The sequence below is a fragment of the Oleidesulfovibrio vietnamensis genome (genome assembly GCF_055388115.1).
This window is the reverse complement of sequence record NZ_AP042419.1, coordinates 324,048-340,900: the sequence shown is the minus strand read 5'-3', so window position 1 is coordinate 340,900 and position 16,853 is coordinate 324,048. Positions and strand designations below refer to the sequence as shown.

The 16,853-nt window shown below is 61.4% G+C and carries 10 protein-coding genes; 9 read left to right on the top strand and 1 reads right to left on the bottom strand.

Annotated features, from left to right (window positions below; genetic code table 11):
- Positions 1-25 precede the first annotated feature (25 nt).
- The 8 genes from ACZ5D1_RS01470 to pbpC all read left to right on the top strand — a co-directional run bounded on the left by ACZ5D1_RS01470 (position 26) and on the right by pbpC (position 14,742).
- Positions 26-1,216, top strand: coding sequence for a MalY/PatB family protein (locus tag ACZ5D1_RS01470; RefSeq protein ID WP_464555676.1), 1,191 nt, complete (start codon positions 26-28; stop codon positions 1,214-1,216).
- Positions 1,217-1,484: 268 nt separating this feature from the next.
- Complete coding sequence (locus ACZ5D1_RS01465) at positions 1,485-3,101, top strand: ABC transporter substrate-binding protein (RefSeq protein ID WP_011366424.1); 1,617 nt, start codon at positions 1,485-1,487, stop codon at positions 3,099-3,101.
- 205 nt (positions 3,102-3,306) lie between these two features.
- A complete protein-coding gene (locus ACZ5D1_RS01460) occupies positions 3,307-4,284 on the top strand; it encodes an ABC transporter permease (protein ID WP_027182502.1) in 978 nt (325 codons plus the stop codon).
- A complete protein-coding gene (locus tag ACZ5D1_RS01455) occupies positions 4,285-5,205 on the top strand; it encodes an ABC transporter permease (RefSeq protein ID WP_011366422.1) in 921 nt (306 codons plus the stop codon).
- A gap of 3 nt (positions 5,206-5,208) precedes the next feature.
- On the top strand, positions 5,209-6,168 hold the full coding sequence (locus ACZ5D1_RS01450; RefSeq protein WP_011366421.1) for an ABC transporter ATP-binding protein: 960 nt from the start codon (positions 5,209-5,211) through the stop codon (positions 6,166-6,168).
- A gap of 3 nt (positions 6,169-6,171) precedes the next feature.
- Positions 6,172-7,185, top strand: a complete 1,014-nt coding sequence (locus ACZ5D1_RS01445; RefSeq protein WP_464555674.1) for an ABC transporter ATP-binding protein — start codon at positions 6,172-6,174, stop codon at positions 7,183-7,185.
- A 351-nt stretch (positions 7,186-7,536) separates the two neighbouring features.
- Entirely contained in the window at positions 7,537-12,492 is a 4,956-nt protein-coding gene (locus ACZ5D1_RS01440; RefSeq protein WP_464555672.1) for an alpha-2-macroglobulin family protein, read from the top strand.
- A 99-nt stretch (positions 12,493-12,591) separates the two neighbouring features.
- Positions 12,592-14,742 (top strand): penicillin-binding protein 1C, encoded by a 2,151-nt coding sequence (gene pbpC / locus ACZ5D1_RS01435; protein WP_081428173.1) that lies wholly within the window; start codon positions 12,592-12,594, stop codon positions 14,740-14,742.
- Positions 14,743-14,837: 95 nt separating this feature from the next.
- Here pbpC and ACZ5D1_RS01430 read toward each other — a convergent pair whose 3' ends face one another.
- Positions 14,838-15,215 (bottom strand): hypothetical protein, encoded by a 378-nt coding sequence (locus ACZ5D1_RS01430; protein ID WP_011366417.1) that lies wholly within the window; start codon positions 15,213-15,215, stop codon positions 14,838-14,840.
- Positions 15,216-15,614: 399 nt separating this feature from the next.
- On the opposite strand from ACZ5D1_RS01430, the gene ACZ5D1_RS01425 reads away from it, so the two are divergent.
- A complete protein-coding gene (locus tag ACZ5D1_RS01425) occupies positions 15,615-16,700 on the top strand; it encodes a (Fe-S)-binding protein (RefSeq protein WP_464555671.1) in 1,086 nt (361 codons plus the stop codon).
- The last annotated feature ends 153 nt before the right edge of the window (positions 16,701-16,853 follow it).

Below are 16,853 nucleotides of genomic sequence, written 5' to 3'. Positions count from 1 at the left end.
AAGCAGCACAGCAACCGGAGACTCCATGACATACGATTTTGATACCCGTCTGAACAGGCTCGGCACGCGTTCCGAAAAATGGGACGAAATGGAAACACGCTTCGGCGTTCCTGCACAGGGCGACCCGCAGGGCATTGCCATGTGGGTGGCGGATATGGACTTCCGCTCTCCGCCCGCTGTAAACGATGCCGTGGCCGCCATGGCCCGTTCCGGTCTGTACGGCTACCCCGGCGCATGGCGCGATCACGACGAAGCGCTGTGCGGCTGGCTGCAGCAGCGCCACGGCTGGGACATCCGTCCGCAGTGGGTGCTGCGCATGCCCAACGTGGTCACGGTGCTGCACCTTGCCATTCAGGCGTTCACCCGCCCGGGCGAAGGCGTCATAGTGCAGCCGCCGGTGTATCCGCCTTTCATGCTTGCTCCGGGCAACTGCGGCCGCACCGTGCTCGAAAACCCGCTGCGCTGTGAAGACGGGCCGCACGGCCCCCGCTTTGTCATGGATTATGACCATCTGGAACAGCAGATAGATGCCGGCGGCAAACTGCTGCTGCTGTGCAGCCCGCACAACCCCGGCGGCAGGGTATGGTCCCGCGGCGAACTGCAGCGTCTGGCCGAAATATGCCTTGCCCGCGACGTCATCATCATCAGCGACGAAATCCACCACGACCTTGTCTACCCGGAACATACGCACACAGTTCTGGCCCGTATGTCACCGGAAATAGCCGACAGAACGGTCACCTGCATTTCCGCCACCAAAACGTTCAACATTGCCGGATCCATGCTGGGCATGGCCGTGGTGCAGAACGACGGCCTGCGGGCGCGCCTGCAGCAGGCCATGCACGGCGCGGGACTGTTCGACCCTTCGGCATTCGGGCTGGCCATGGGAATTGCCGCATACAGACGCGGCAATCCGTGGCGGGAAGCACTGCTGAGCTATCTGGACGGCAACAGACGTCTGGTGCACGACACCCTGTCGGCGCTGGACGGCGTATCTCCCATGCTGCCGGAAGCCACCTATCTCAGCTGGCTTGATTTCAACGGCACGGGACTGGCTTCGGAACAGATCATCGACCGGCTGCAGAGCACGGCCCGTCTGGCTCTCAACCACGGGCCCAGCTTCGGCACCGGCGGAAACGGCTGCATGCGCCTTAACTTCGCCTGCCCGCGCAGCGTGCTGCATGAAGCTCTCGGGCGGATAGTACGCGCGTTCAGCTAGGCGCCGCCGCCCCGGCATACACCATGCCCGGCCGCCGCCCCCGCAGCGCACCCGGCCGAAATAGCATGGGAATCAAACATGTTACAAAAATGTCATTGTGACATATCAATGGCATTTGAAGCGAAAAGCCCTTGACGGCGGCGGCGTTGCTCGGTTTAGATGGGGCGATTTTTCATCGGCAGCCCCTTATCCCCGTACCGGCGACTGCGGAAGTGCGCCGGCAAAGCAGGGCACCGCTTTTATGCAAAATTTCATTTGGAGGTACTGGATGAAGCGCGTCTTGAAACTCATGCTGCTTGCACTGGTTGCAAGTCTGGCATTCGGCTGCAGCGCCGAGCCGGAAGAAAAAAAGGCTGAATCGGCCCCCGCCGAAAAGGCCGCCGAAGCGCCCAAGGCAGAAAAAAAGGTTCTGCACCTTGCCATGGATGCCGACCCTGTGTCTCTGGACCCCCATGTGCAGCTTTCCGGCGGCATGCTGCAGTATTCGCATCTGGTGTTCGACCCCCTCGTCCGCTGGACGCAGGACATGGCCTTTGAACCCCGCCTTGCCGAAAAGTACGAGCGCATAGACCCGCTGACCATGCGCTTTCACCTGCGCAAGGGCGTCAAGTTCCACAGCGGCAATGAATTTACCGCCAAAGACGTGGTGTGGACGCTGGCCCGTCTGAAAAAATCGCAGGACTACAAAGCCCTGTTCGAGCCTTTTGCCGAGCCCAAGATCATCGACGACTACACCATCGATCTGATCACCCACAAGCCCTACCCCCTGATGCTGAACATGGCCACCTACATCTTCCCCATGGACAGCAAGTTCTACAGCGGAAACGATGAAAACGGCCAGCCCAAGGACGCCATCGTAAAGACCGGCCCTTCCTTTGCCAACGTCAACGAATCCGGCACCGGTCCCTTTACCGTGGAATCCCGCGAACAGGGCGTGCGCATGGTATTCAAGGCATTTCCCGGATACTGGGGCCCCCGCGGCAACGTGGAAGAAATCGACCTGAAGCCCATCAAGAACGACGCCACCCGCGTGGCATCCATTCTGTCCGGCGATGTTGATTTCATCATGCCTGTTCCGCCTCAGGACTACGACCGTCTGGCCAACCACGAAACTGTCAAGCTGATCACCATGGCCGGTTCGCGCCTGATCACCCTGCAGATGAACCAGAACCGCGTGGAAGCCTTCAAGGATCCCCGCGTGCGTCAGGCCGTTGTATACGCCACCGACAATCAGGGCATTGCCGAAAAAATCATGAAAGGCCGCGCCACCGCAGCCGGTCAGCAGAGCCCCGAAGGCTTCTACAGCTACGTGCCCGAACTGGCACCCCGCTATGACCTGGAAAAGGCCAAGCAGCTCATGAAGGAAGCCGGCTACGAAAAGGGCTTTGAAGTTACCATGATCGCCCCCAACAACCGCTACGTGAACGATGAAAAGGTCGCCGAAGCGTTTGTTTCCATGATGGCCAAAATCGGCATCACCGTGAACCTGAAGACCATGCCCAAGGCTCAGTACTGGGATGAGTTTGACGCACAGGTGGCCGACATCCAGATGGTGGGCTGGCACCCCGATACCGAAGACTCCGCCAACTACACCGAGTTTCTGCTGATGTGCCCCAATAAGGAAACCGGCTACGGCCAGTACAACAGCGGCAACTACTGCAACAAAAAGGTGGACGAGCTGACCATCGCCTCGCAGAGCGAGACCGACAAGGCAAAGCGCACCGCACTGCTGCAGGAAGCTGAAAAAATTATCTACGAAGAGGCCGCCTACATTCCCCTGCACTGGCAGCACCTTTCGTGGGCAGTGGGCCCCGGCGTGAAGAATGCAAAGGAAATCGTCAACGTGATGGACTTCCCGTACTTTGGCGACCTTGTAATAGAATAAACCGTCCATGTCGCGGAGCGGGCCGTCAGGTCCGCTCCGCTTTGTGCAAAGACGCTTTGTAGGGAAGGCAAACAACTCCTGCTTGTTGTCCCCGCAAAGCGTCTTTAGGACAGGCGCCATAAGGAACCGGCCCAAAGGCCGGTTCCCGCTTGTCTGCCAGACGGCCAACCACAGTCATCTAACCCTCAAACCCCGCAAGCACTCTATGATCGCTTTTATTGTTCGACGGGTGACACAGGCGCTTATCGTCATGTTTGTCATCAGCTTCATCGGGTTTGCCATCAAACACTCGCTTGGCGACCCTGTGCGTGAAATGGTGGGCGTCAGCGTTTCTGTACAGGAACGTGAGGCCCTGCGTGAGCAACTGGGGTTGAACGATCCCTACCTTGTCCAGTGGGGGCGTTTTGTCAAAAACGCCGCTCAGGGCGATCTGGGTCAATCGTTCTTTTACCGCAAGCCCGCAATGGAAGTCATTCTCGACAAGGCTCCGGCCACGCTCGAACTGGTTTTCTGCAGCACACTGCTCATTCTGCTCATCTCAACCCCTGTGGGCGTGTATGCGGCCTACCGGCCCAACTCGCCGTTATCGCGTTTTTTCATGGGCTTCAGCGTTGTCGGTGTTTCCATTCCGGTCTTTCTGACAGCCATCCTGCTCATCTACATATTCGCGGTGGAACTGCACTGGCTGCCATCATACGGCAGAGGAGAAACCGTAACCCTTTTCGGTTTCTGGAGCACCGGCCTGCTTACGCTTGACGGGCTCAAACACCTCATCCTGCCCAGCATCGCGCTTTCTTCCATCATGCTGCCGCTTTTTATCCGGCTTATCCGCGCAGAAATGAAGGAAGTGCTGGAAACAGAGTACGTCAAGTTCGCCCGCGCCAAAGGGCTGCGCGAACGCAGAGTGCTCATGGTGCATGCATTTAAAAACACGCTTCTGCCGGTCATTACCGTGGGCGGCGTGCAGATAGGCCTCATGATCGCCTACACCATTCTCACCGAAACGGTTTTTCAGTGGCAGGGCATGGGCTTTATGTTCATCGAAGCCGTCGAACGATCCGACACCGCCCTGCTGGTGGCCTACATGGTATTCGTGGGGGCTCTTTTCGTGGTGGTGAATACGGTGGTGGACATCATATACGGACTGGTGAACCCCATGGTCCGCGTCGCGGGGAGGAAATAGATGCTGGCCAGACTGAAACAATTGCGCGATTCGGATTTTCTGTATCACTTCGTACGCGACAAAATAGCGCTGACCAGCTTCATCGTGGTTGCCGTGCTGGTGCTTTCAGCCGCGTTTGCGCCGCTGCTCACCTCGCACAACCCGTATGACGGTGCCAGCATCGACGTAATGAACGCCGAAACGCCTCCCTCGTGGAAAGCCGGCGGTTCCGCCGAATTTCTGCTGGGTACCGATGCGCAGGGACGCGACATGTTTTCCGCCATCCTGTACGGCATGCGCGTGTCCATTCTTATCGGCATGGGCGCCGTGGCGCTGCAGGCTTCGCTGGGCATTCTCATCGGGCTTATGGCCGGATACGGCTCCAAGCGGCTGGACAGCCTGCTGATGCGTGTTACCGACGTACAGCTTTCATTTTCTTCATACATGGTTGCCATCTTCTTCGGTGCGGTCATTCAGGCAGCTTTCGGCGTGGCCAAATTTGCCGAAATCGCCGTACCGTTCATCGTGCTGGTCATCGGTCTTTCCGAATGGCCCCAGTATGCCCGTACCGTGCGTGCATCGGTGCTGGCCGAAAAGAAAAAAGAATATGTAGAAGCGGCACGCGTCATCGGGTTGAAACCGCGGCGCATCATGTGGCGGCATATCCTGCCAAACACGCTTACTCCGGTGCTGGTTATTTCCACCGTGCAGGTGGCAAACGCCATCATGAGCGAAGCAGCCCTGTCTTTTCTGGGACTGGGCATGCCCGTTAACCAGCCCTCGCTCGGTTCGCTCATCAAGTCAGGCTTCGAGTACATTTTCAGCGGCAGCTGGTGGATCACCCTGTTCCCCGGTGTGGTGCTGGTGCTGCTTGTGCTCACCATAAACCTGCTGGGCGACTGGCTGCGGGATTATCTCAATCCCAAACTCTACAAGGACTAGACCATGAGCACGCTGCTTGAAGTCAAAAACATGACCGTCCAGTTCGCCATGCGCGACACGCAGCTCACAGCGGTCGACAATGTTTCGTTTTCCCTGAACAGGGGGGAACGGCTCGGCCTTGTGGGCGAATCCGGGGCGGGAAAATCCGTGACCGGCTTTTCCATAATCAATCTTGTCAGCAAGCCCGGCCGCATCACCGGCGGTTCCATACTGTTTGAAGGACACGACCTGACCAAAGCTTCGCCCGAAGTACTGCGTCACATCAGGGGCAACCGCATCAGCATGATCTTTCAGGATCCCATGATGACCCTGAACCCCGTGCTGACCATAGGTACCCAGATGGTGGAAACCATTCTGGCGCACAAGAAAGTCTCGGTGAAAGAAGCGGAAGCCATTGCGCTGGAAAAACTGCGCAAGGTGTACATACCCTCGCCGGAAAAACGGCTTAAACAGTACCCGCACGAGTTCTCCGGCGGCATGCGCCAGCGCATAGTCATCGCCATCGCGCTGCTTACCTCGCCCGCGCTTATCATCGCGGACGAGCCCACCACGGCGCTGGACGTGACCATTCAGGCCGAGATCATGGATTTGCTGCTTGAGCTGTGCGAATCGGAAAACATGGGCCTTATTCTCATCACGCACGACCTCGGCGTGGTGTCTCAGGTCACCGAAAAGATAGCCGTCATGTATGCCGGGCGCATAGTTGAAATGGGCGAAACGGACAAAGTGGTCGCCGCGCCCCAGCATCCCTATACCAAAGGTCTGCTGGCCGCCCTGCCGCAGGGGGTCAAGGGCAAACGCCTCAACCAGATACCCGGCATCATGCCCGGTCTCGGCTCCATTCCCCGAGGCTGTGCGTTCAACAACCGCTGTACCTGCCGCGAAGACCAGTGTCTTCAGGAGCGGCCCTGTCTGGAACTCAAGAAATCAGGCGGCATGGCTGCCTGCCACATTCTGGAATAAGTCATGGCTACAACACCGTTGCTCGATCTGAAAAACCTGTCCAAGCGGTTCGACATTTCCGGCGGACTGCTGGACCAGCTGCGTTTTCAAGGCGGCAGACTGACACGCAGAAAAACCGTGGTGCATGCCGTGAACAATGTCTCGTTTTCCATAAACGAAGGCGAAACCCTGTCTGTGGTGGGCGAATCCGGCTGCGGCAAATCCACGCTGGCACGCACGGTCATAGGGCTGTACCGGCCCAATTCCGGTGAAATAATCTACCGCGGCCAGCGTATAGACAATCTGTCAGAAAAAGCAGCCCTGCCCTACCGCACCCGCATGCAGATGGTCTTTCAGGACCCGTACGCCTCGCTCAACCCGCGTATGCGCGTACGTCAGATTCTGGAAGAACCCGTGCGGTTTCACAACCCAGCCATGACCGGCGCCGAAGTACGCGAACGCGTGGCGGGTGTGATGGATCAGGTGGGCATAAACCCCGCATGGGCAGACAGATACCCACACGAGTTTTCCGGCGGCCAGCGGCAGCGCATATCCATCGCGCGGGCGCTGGTGGTCAAGCCGGAATTCATTGTGGCCGACGAACCCATATCCGCACTGGATGTGTCCATTCAGGCGCAGGTACTCAATCTGCTGATGGACCTGCAGGAAGAATTCGGGCTGACGTATCTGTTCATCAGCCACGATCTGTCTGTGGTGGAACACATTTCCAACCGCGTGGCGGTCATGTATCTGGGCAGCCTGTGTGAACTGGCTACGGCGGAATCGCTTTTTGAAAATCCCCGTCATCCCTACACGCAGGCGCTGCTTTCCGCCATTCCGCGCATCGGGCAGAAAGGCTCGCGGCATATCCGCCTGACCGGTGATGTGCCCACGCCCATCAACCTGCCCAGCGGATGCGTATTCAACGGCAGGTGTCCGCACGCGGACGACCGCTGCCGCCACGAGACCCCCGAGGCCCTGATGCAGCCAGACGGTGCTCTGGTTGCCTGCCACGCGCGGCAGGAAGGCCGTATCTGACCCCGTATCTGCAGCCGCAGACGGCGCCGCCCCGCACGGGACGGCGCCGTTTTAGTTTGTACACCTGCCGTCATGAAGCCTGTGACTGCGCGCAGCATGCTTTTGCAGATTCACTCAGATAAGGCGTGGCACACCGCACAACAGACTGCCGGAAAACACAGTATGCATCCGGCATGTTGCCGCAATCCTGCAAATCAGGGTACAGTCTTTTTTCCGGCATGTGTTTCCTTTCGCATCCAAAGTCAGTATAGACCGATGATACAACATGCCGCCGCATCTGCGCGGAGAAGTACATACACCGGCCCGCTGCCCTGCGCCGCGCCTGTGCCGGATTTGCAGGAGGCTTTTTCCATGACTTCATCAGCACGCCTTGTATCCGCATGCCGTGTCTTTCTTTGCGCCATGCTGTTCGCGGCACTGGTTGTTCTGGCCGGATGCGGTTCCGATACGGAAGAACGCTCTGACAGGCAGCCCCCCGCGGCGCACAACGCCGCTGCCAATGCCACATCTGAAATACCGCACGAACAGCAGACAGTTGCCGCACAGGAACCGCCCGAGTTCAGCTATACGGGAGCGACCCTTGCAGAATCGGAAAACGGCCCGGAAATATGCTTTGACTTCACACAGGCACTGGATGCTTCCGGCAATGTATCCTATCAGGACTACATACGCTCCGCCGCAGGACTGACGGTATCGCGCATTCAGGCGCAGCGCATGTGCCTGACCGGCGGCAAAGCCGGAGACACCATTGCGGTGACGCTGCGCGCCGGGTTGCCTGCCGCATCGGGAGATGTTCTGGCGTCGGACGCCGAAGTCAGCATATCACTGCGCAACCTCAAGCCTTCGGTAAACTTTGAGCGCGGTTTTGTACTGCCGCGCGGTTCTGCCCGCGGGCTGCCCGTGACCACCGTAAACACCGAAAACTGCTGGCTGGCCGTGCTGCGCATGCCGCCCCACGCCATCACGCAGGTATATGGTGATATTCTTTCGGGCAGACGCTTCAACCCGTGGGATGTGGTTCAGCTCAACCGCACGCAGGCCACGCTGGCATGGAACGGTACCATGCAGGTGGTGCCCAAGCTCAACGAACCGGTTACCACGCTGTTTCCCGTACGCGACGTGGCCATCCGCAATAAACCGGGACTGTATTTCATTATCGGATCACCCGCTCCGCTGGCGCCCTCTTCCGGCACATTCAGCTATGAAGACCTGCCCGAAGAAGTGGGCGGGCAACTTGTACTGGAAACCGACCTTGCCCTTACAACCTATCAGGGCACTGACGGCATGACAGTGTCTGTGCGTTCCTATGCCACCGCACAGCCTGTGTCCGGTGTCACGCTGACGCTGATCAGCCGCAATCTTGAAGAACTGGGCACAGCCGTCACCGACAGGCAGGGCATGGCCTCGTTTGCCGCCGGTCTCACCCGCGGTCAGGGTGCCGCGGAACCCGTGCTGCTGACCGCTGCCAGAGAAGACGACACCGCCCTGCTGGACCTGCGGGGCACTCCGCTCGATCTTTCCGACCGCGGCATAGAGGGGCGCACTCCCATTCAGGGTGTTGATGCCTATCTGTACACCGACCGGGGCGTATACCGCCCGCGCGAAACCGTTAACCTGATGGCCATGCTGCGCACCCCGCAGGGAGCGGCCGTCACAGATGCCCCGCTGACTGTCACCGTCGTCAGGCCGGACGGCAAAATCTACCGCCGCACCACCGTACAGCGGCAGGAGCAGGGAGCGGCGCATCTGCCTGTACATCTTTCGGAAACAGCCCTGCGCGGCCGCTGGCAAGCCACGGCCCACATCGACCCGCAGGGGCCACCCGTGGGCGAGGTGTTCTTTCAGGTGGAAGACTTTGTGCCGGAACGCCTTGCCGTGAGCCTGCACACCGCGCAGAGCGCCATAACGCCGCAGACCCCCGCCGCAGTAGCCGTGCAGGCCGACTTTCTGTACGGCGCTCCGGGCAACGGTCTGCAGGCCGAGGCCGAAACAACGCTGCGGCCCGACCCTGCTCCGTTCAAGGGAGCCTATGCGGGGTACCTTTTCGGCGACGTCACCGCCCGTCCGCTGCGCATGGACAACGAAGTTCCCCCCACAGACGAAACAGGCAAAACAGCGCTGCAGATATCTCTTGCCGACCTCACCGCGGCAGCGTCCGCCCGCCGGGCCGATACGCAGCTGCTGCTGGACCAGCCCGCGCTGGCAGACATAACCGTGCGCGTGCAGGAACCCGGCGGAAGAACCACCCGTGCCGCTGTTTCCGTACCCGTACTTGCGCGCAAGGAGTACATAGGCCTGCGGCCTCTGTTCCGCGACGGATACGCCCCCGTGGGGCAACCCGCCCGGTTTGAAGCCGTCTGCGTGGATGCAGGCGGACGCACCACGGGGCTGGATAACGCCACCGTCACATGGAAGCGCATCAGCGTTTCGTGGCAGTGGTCGCGCACCGGCGGCAGCTGGCGCTACGAACGTGTGGAACGCGTGGCCGAAACCCGCACCGAACCGCTGGCAGTTACGGCGGACGCTCCCGCACACATCAGCCGTATGCTTGACTGGGGCCGATACCAGATAGAAATCAGTGCCCCCGGACAGAAGCAGACAGTGGCATACACATTCAATGTCGGCTGGGGTGCAGAAACCGATGACGACAGGCCGGACAGGCTGGATGTCCGCCTGGACAGCCCGCTGTACAAGGCCGGTTCGCAGGCGCGCCTGCACATCGATTCCCCTGTGGCGGGCAAGGCCACGGTGGTCATTGCCAACGAGCGGGTGCTGGATGTCATCACGGCGGACATACCCGCCGGAGGCGGCACGGTTGCCCTTCCTGTACGACAGGACTGGGGGGCGGGCGCCTACGCGCTGGTAACGCTGCACCAGCCCCTGCAGCAGCGCACCGGACGCTCGCCCGTGCGTGCCGTGGGTGTTTCATGGATACCCGTGGACATGGCGGAGCACACTCTGGTGGTAAGCATAGCATCGCCGGAGCGCATCCGCCCGCGCAGCACGGTCTCGGTACCTGTGCGCATACAGGGCGGTGCCGGAGCGCATGTCACGCTGGCCGCCGTGGATGAAGGCATTCTGCAGCTCACACGCTTTTCGTCCCCCTCTCCGGACGGATACTTTTTTGCCAAACGCCGGCTGGGTGTCACCATGCGCGACGACTACGGCAGGCTGATAGAAGGCGAAGGCACCACGGGGACCATCCGGCAGGGCGGCGACATGGCCGGAGCATCCGGTTCGCTGGAGGCAGTACCGCTGCGCATCGTGTCGCTGTTCAGCGGCGTGGTGACGGCCGACAGTTCCGGCCTTGCCAGCATCCCTCTTGAAATTCCCGAATTTCAGGGCAGGCTGCGGCTTATGGCCGTGGCATGGAACACTGCCGGTGTCGGTTCCGCTTCGGCGCACATGACGGTACGCGACCCGCTGGTGCAGGATATTATTCTGCCGCGTTTCCTCGCGCCGCAGGACACGGCACAGGCAACCGTACTGCTGCACAATCTCGAGGCGGCGGAAGGCACCTACACTGTGACGCTGGCAGGTAACGGCACCCTTTCCGTCAGTCCGGCAGACCTCAAGGTCACACTCAAACAGGGGCAGCGGATACTGCTGCCCGTGACTGTAAGCGCACAGGGCAACGGACAGGGCAGTATCAGCGCTCTTGTACAGGGGCCGGAATTCCGTGCCGACCTGCACCGCGACATGACAGTACGGCCCGCGTTCGGCCATCAGACAGTACGCAGTTCCGTCACGCTTGATCCCGGGTCATCCCTTGCCATCGACACGGCCCTGCTTGAAAAAACACTTCTGGCACAGGGCCTTACCACGAACCACATTCTGAAAGGAACGCTGGAGACATCCGTGCAGGCCGGCTCTGTTCCCGGAGCGGATGTGCCGTCGCTGCTGCGCTGGCTTGACCGCTACCCTTATGGTTGTCTGGAGCAGACAGCCAGCCGCGCCATGCCGCTTCTGTACCTGCGGCAGGTGGCTGCCATGAGCGGACTGGAAGAAACATCGACCGCGGCAGAACGAATCCGCGACGCCATAGACCGCATAGGTGACATGCAGAACCCTGACGGCAGTCTGAACATGTGGCCGGGCGACACATGGCGTGCCGACCCGTGGACCACGGTGTACGCCATGGACTTTCTGACGCGTGCTGCGCTGGAGGGACACAACGTGCCCGAACCGGTGCTGGACGGTGCAAGAAAATATCTTACCGCAGTGGCCCGCAGCGGGTCATACGGGGCCTCGCCCGAGGCCATGGCTTACGCCTACAGGGTTCTTGCCCAGTCCGGCGTGCTGCTGACGGCGGACATGCGCTACTTCCACGACAGCTCGCCGCAGCTGGACAGCACCGGCTGGGCCAGTCTCGGCAGAGCCTTTGACCTTGTGGGCGACAGGCCCCGCGCCGCATCAAGCTTTGACCGTGCGGGAGCAGTCATCGCATCGGGCGTACGGCCGCAAAACGCGCAGCCTGCCCCCTACGGTACCGGCAAGCGCAATCTGGCTTTTGCCGTAGCCGCAGCCGCGGAATCAGGCAGAGTGCAACTGGCCGCCGAACTGCTGCAACGCGGCGGCGGATTCGGCCCCGACAACGGCCTCATGCGCACCACCACACAGGAGGCGGGCTGGAAGCTGCTGGCCGTCCACGGTCTGCTTAAGGAGGCTGAACGCACACAGGTCACACTGGACGGACGTCCGGTGACCACCCGCGGCGGTTTCAGCATAATCCGTCTGCCCGAAAGCGCCTTTCTGCAGAGCGGCGGCAGTGCCCCTGCGCTGGGCAACGCGGGCGAAGGCATCGCATGGGTCACCACGGCATTCGACTTTGCCCTTGCCGCGCCGCGCCCCGCTGTGACGCACAAAAGCCTTTCTCTTAAACGGGAATATCTTACATTCGAAGGACAGCCGGTAGACACCGCCACCGTGCGCCGTAACGACAGATTCATCGTGCGGCTTACACTGCGGGCCCTTCAGAGCCAGCACAGACAGATTGTGGTGCAGGACCTGCTGCCGGCAGGTCTGGAAGTGGAAAGCATAATTCCGCAAAACAATGCTGCGCAGCCCTGGCTTAAACCCACGGCAGCATCGCTGCTGCAACGGCAGGACGACCGCGTGGTGGCCGTCTATGACTTTGAACGGCTGCCGTGGAACAACGCCCGCGGCAGGGAACCGCTGGTGGCCGCATACATTGTGCGCGCTGTCACCGCAGGTTCATTCACCATACCGCCGGCAAGCGCGGAAGACATGTACGACCCGCAGTTCGCCGTACGCGGCGAAGCCGGCAGCATGACCATCGCGCCGTAACAGCCCGGCCGGCAGAAACAACCGGAACTCCCGCGCCGGCGGCATATGCCGCCGGCGCGCATTATGTGCAACGGTAACCCGCCGGAAACAGACTTCCCCATGCCTCTGACACAGCACCAGCCTCCCGCCACGCAGCACACGGCACGCACCCGCCCGGCGCTCATCCGCCCGGCGTTCATCCGCGCCGCGGCTGCCGTCGGCATATCGCTGTTTTGTACGGTAATGCTGCTACTTGTTCTGGATGCGGCCTTTCCGCCCGACCTCTCGCGCTACAACCGGCGTTCCGTGCTGGTGACCGATGCAGAGGGCAGACTGCTGCACGCTTTTCTCAGTCCCGACGGCATGTGGCGGCTGCACACAACACCGCATGATGTGGACAGCCGGTACCTCGACATGCTCAGAACCTATGAAGACAAACGCTTCGGCATGCATCCGGGGGTGGACCCGCTGGCTGTTCTGCGGGCCGCGGCACAGCTTGCCGTTTCCGGGCATGTGGTATCCGGTGCGTCCACACTGTCCATGCAGGCAGCACGGCTGCTGCAGCCGCGGCCGCGTACACTGAAAGCCAAACTGACGGAAGCCCTGCGCGCCATGCAGCTGCACTGGCGCTACGGCAGCAACGGGGTGCTTTCCATCTATCTCACTCTGGCGCCGTTCGGGTCCAACATTGAAGGGGTGCGGGCCGCCTCGCTGGCATATTTCGGTAAAGAACCGCGCAGGCTGACCACGGGAGAAGCAGCGCTGCTTGTGGCACTGCCTCAGTCCCCCACGCAGCTGCGGCCGGACAGAAACCCTCTGGAAGCCCGCAAAGCGAGAGATAAGATTCTCGGCCGCATGCACGCCGCAGGCATTATCAGCGGCAGACAGCACACCGAAGCCCGCACGGAATCCATTCCGGCTGTCCGCAGGCAAATGCCCGCGCTGGCGTCTGTTCTGGCCCTGAACATGCGCAATGCAGCCCCCCGCCGTGAGCACATTGCCACCGCCCTGAGCCTGCCTGTACAGCACGCAGCCGAAACACTGTGCCAGCGTCATGCCCTGAGCATGGAGCAGGGAGCCGCCACCGCAGCCGTGGTGCTGCACCGCGCCACCCGGCAGGTGCGAGCCTATGTGGGCGGCAAAAATGCCGACGCTTCGCGCAATTATCTGGACCTGCCCCGCGCACTGCGTTCACCCGGTTCCACGCTGAAGCCATTCATCTACGGACTGGCTTTCAGTGAACACATTCTGCATCCCGAAACCCTCATCAGTGACGAAGCACACCGGTTCGGCGACTTCAGCCCGCGTAATTTCCGCAGGGGGTATCAGGGCGCTGTAACGGTGCGCGAGGCTCTGCGTGACTCACTGAACGTGCCCGCCGTCAGCGTGCTGTACGCACTGGGCCCCGACAGACTGGTTGCGGCGCTGCGTAACGCCGGTGCAACGCTGGCCGTGGAAGGCGATGCCACACTGCCCATAGCGCTGGGCGGTGCCGGCACCACTCTGCTGGACCTCACAACCCTGTATGCAGCACTGGCAGACGGCGGCACAGCGCTGCCGCCGCAGTTTGTTCCCGCCGTCCTGCCCGCCCCGCAGCAGGGATTCCGGCTGATGGACAGCGCTGCGGCATGGCAGGTCATTGATATTCTGAAAGACTCGCCGAGGCCGCAGGGCTATCTGTCAGCCGCGGCCGGCGGCAGACCTGTCGCCTTCAAAACGGGCACGTCATACGGATACCGCGACGCGTGGGCCGTGGGTGCTTCTCCTGACTGGGTGGTGGGGGTGTGGACAGGCAGGCCCGACGGCAGACCCCGCCCCGGCGCAGTGGGGCGCACCGCCGCCGTACCGCTGCTGCTTGATATTTTCGGCAGGTTGCCGCCGGATACTGGCCCGTGGCCTTCTCCCCCGGCAGGGGTGCTGGATGTGCGCGACAACCGCAGGCTGCCTACGGGGCTGCAGCGCTTTGTGCCGGGCAGCGGCACGGGCCTGCCTGTACTGGCCGGCGAGCCTCCGCGCATACTGCACCCGCAGCAGGGAGCCACTGTGGAATCACTGGGGCAGCAGGCAGGAGAAGGCATAGCTCTGCGCGCATCGGGCGGCACCGCCCCGCTGCGCTGGGTTGTCAACGGACTGCCCCTGCCCGAAGACCAGCATTACTGGCTGCCGGACAGTGAAGGCTTTGCCCGGCTGACGCTGGTCGATGCGGCAGGACGCAGCGCCACAGTGCAGATCCGCATCATTCTGCCGCAGCAGCCGGCACTCGCCCCGTAATTCTTGTTCATACGGCCCCGCCTGCCGGCGGACGCCGGAAAAAAAAAGCGCACAGCCTGCGGGCCGTGCGCCTGTAGTCATGGTTCCGGCTGTATTCAGCCTTCCCAGATATCCAGATTGTCCTCGGGAATATCGTGCTCTTCCAAAACGGCTCCGGCCACGCCCTCATCGCCTTCGGGCACGATGATAACGCACTGGCAGCCGTGTTCCGCGGCATGGACAGCCAGAGCGCGGATGCGCTCTGCAGTTTCCAGCCGCGCCAGCGTCACCTCTGTCTCCACGACAAAGTAGTACACCACGCCTTTGGTATTTTCTCCCTGCAGGTCGGGCTGAAAGCCTTCGACGGTGTCGGGGCTGTCCAGTTCTTCCAGCAGGCCTTTTATCTTTTTGAAGCCCCCTTCAAACAGGGCTTCGCAGGCGGTTTCCAGCAGGTCCTGCCGCTGGATGTCCGCATCGGATTGATTGCTGCTCATACGTTGCACCTCAAAGAAATGTGAGCGCCACATTTCCACAAACGAGCCGCACACGCAAGCAGGGAAATCCCCCGTGCGTACCGGCGCCTGCCCGGCGCCTGTCCGGCGTCAGGTCTCCGGCGGTCGCATGCCCCCCCGTGCGGCCCGAAGGCATTTGCAACCGACCCCGCAATTATTACATATATCTATACATCTAACGGCATATGCAGGCGTTTTTCAATTTGACCCTGCCCTGCGCGGACGGTCATATTTCAGCGTTACTCCCGTAACATTCCCCGCCACCGCAGCCACTTTACGGAGCTTTCCATGCCGCCCCAGCAGCCCTCAGCACCGCAGCCAGCACCCGACTCCGCCCCGCCGTCCCCGGCCAGCACGGCGTCTGTTCCCGATGCGGCACGCATGGCCGTCCAATGTACAGAATGCGGTGCCTGTGTCAGAATGTGTCCTTTTCTGCAGGAACACGGCACTCCGGCGCACATGGCCCGTCAACTGCAGCACAGCCCGCAGACAGTGCTGAACGCTTATGCATGCAGCCTGTGCTCGCTGTGTTCCGCAGTATGTCCGGAAAAACTCGATCCGGCGCAGATGTTCATGAACATGCGCCGCGCCGCTGTGGCCTCCGGCCTGCTGGACACGGCGCCTTACCGGCGTATTCTGGGCTATGAAGCGCTGGGCATATCTGCGGCTTTCACCCTGTACGGCCTGCCGCAGGGGGCCGACACGGTATTTTTTCCCGGATGCACACTGGCCGGAACCCGCCCGCGCACGGTACAGGCGGCCTTCAGCTATCTGCGCACGGTGTTTCCCCGCGCCGGTGCCGTGCTTGCCTGCTGCAGCAAGCCTTCGCATGATCTGGGTATGCAGAGCCTGTTCAACGAGCGGTTCACTCGGCTGTACAACCGGCTTGCGCAACACGGTATAAAGCGGGTGGTCACGGCCTGCCCCAACTGCCACAAGGTATTCACCACATACGCACAGGATATGGAGGTTGTCAGCATATACGAAGTGCTAGCCCGCAGACCTGCCATGGCCGCCGGTCATGACCGCAGCGCACCTTCCTGCACGGCCGCACTGCACGACCCGTGCCCGCTGCGTGAGTTTCCGGCCATTCACCATGCCGCGCGCGTTCTGGCGGCAGAAGCCGGAATAGACGTCACAGAGCTGCCCGGCACACGCCGCCGCACACTGTGCTGCGGCGAGGGCGGTGCCGTAGGCGCGGTGCGCCCCGACCTTGCGGGCGGATGGACCGCACGCCGCGCAGCCGCAGCGCCGCAAAAAAGAATATTCACCTACTGTGCGGGGTGTGCAGGCAGCCTTTCCGCTGCGGGCCGCCGCACCGACCATCTGCTTGATCTTGTTTTTTACCCGCGCCGCACACTGGCCGGTCGCATGAAACCCGCCCGCACCCCGTTCAGCTATCTGCACAGGCTATGGCTGAAGCTGCGCTGGCGGCTGCTGCTGACCCGCGGAACAGACGGAAAGTAATCCGCGCGGCAGATATAATCCGCTTTTTTTCCCCCGCGTTGACACGGCTGCCATGCGCTTTATACTGGACGCAAACGCCCCCGGAGGCGTGCCGAATCCTTCGGCACGCCGCGGGGCATCACCTCGCGCCCTTACGCGAGCAGCATCCTGACG

Bases quoted from the DNA above. Each gene is read 5' to 3' on its own strand.
- ACZ5D1_RS01470 (WP_464555676.1), top strand. From the start codon at position 26: ATGACATACGATTTTGATACCCGTCTGAACAGGCTCGGCACGCGTTCC.
- ACZ5D1_RS01465 (WP_011366424.1), top strand. From the start codon at position 1,485: ATGAAGCGCGTCTTGAAACTCATGCTGCTTGCACTGGTTGCAAGTCTG.
- ACZ5D1_RS01460 (WP_027182502.1), top strand. From the start codon at position 3,307: ATGATCGCTTTTATTGTTCGACGGGTGACACAGGCGCTTATCGTCATG.
- ACZ5D1_RS01455 (WP_011366422.1), top strand. From the start codon at position 4,285: ATGCTGGCCAGACTGAAACAATTGCGCGATTCGGATTTTCTGTATCAC.
- ACZ5D1_RS01450 (WP_011366421.1), top strand. From the start codon at position 5,209: ATGAGCACGCTGCTTGAAGTCAAAAACATGACCGTCCAGTTCGCCATG.
- ACZ5D1_RS01445 (WP_464555674.1), top strand. From the start codon at position 6,172: ATGGCTACAACACCGTTGCTCGATCTGAAAAACCTGTCCAAGCGGTTC.
- ACZ5D1_RS01440 (WP_464555672.1), top strand. From the start codon at position 7,537: ATGACTTCATCAGCACGCCTTGTATCCGCATGCCGTGTCTTTCTTTGC.
- pbpC (WP_081428173.1), top strand. From the start codon at position 12,592: ATGCCTCTGACACAGCACCAGCCTCCCGCCACGCAGCACACGGCACGC.
- ACZ5D1_RS01430 (WP_011366417.1), bottom strand. From the start codon at position 15,215: ATGAGCAGCAATCAATCCGATGCGGACATCCAGCGGCAGGACCTGCTG.
- ACZ5D1_RS01425 (WP_464555671.1), top strand. From the start codon at position 15,615: ATGGCCGTCCAATGTACAGAATGCGGTGCCTGTGTCAGAATGTGTCCT.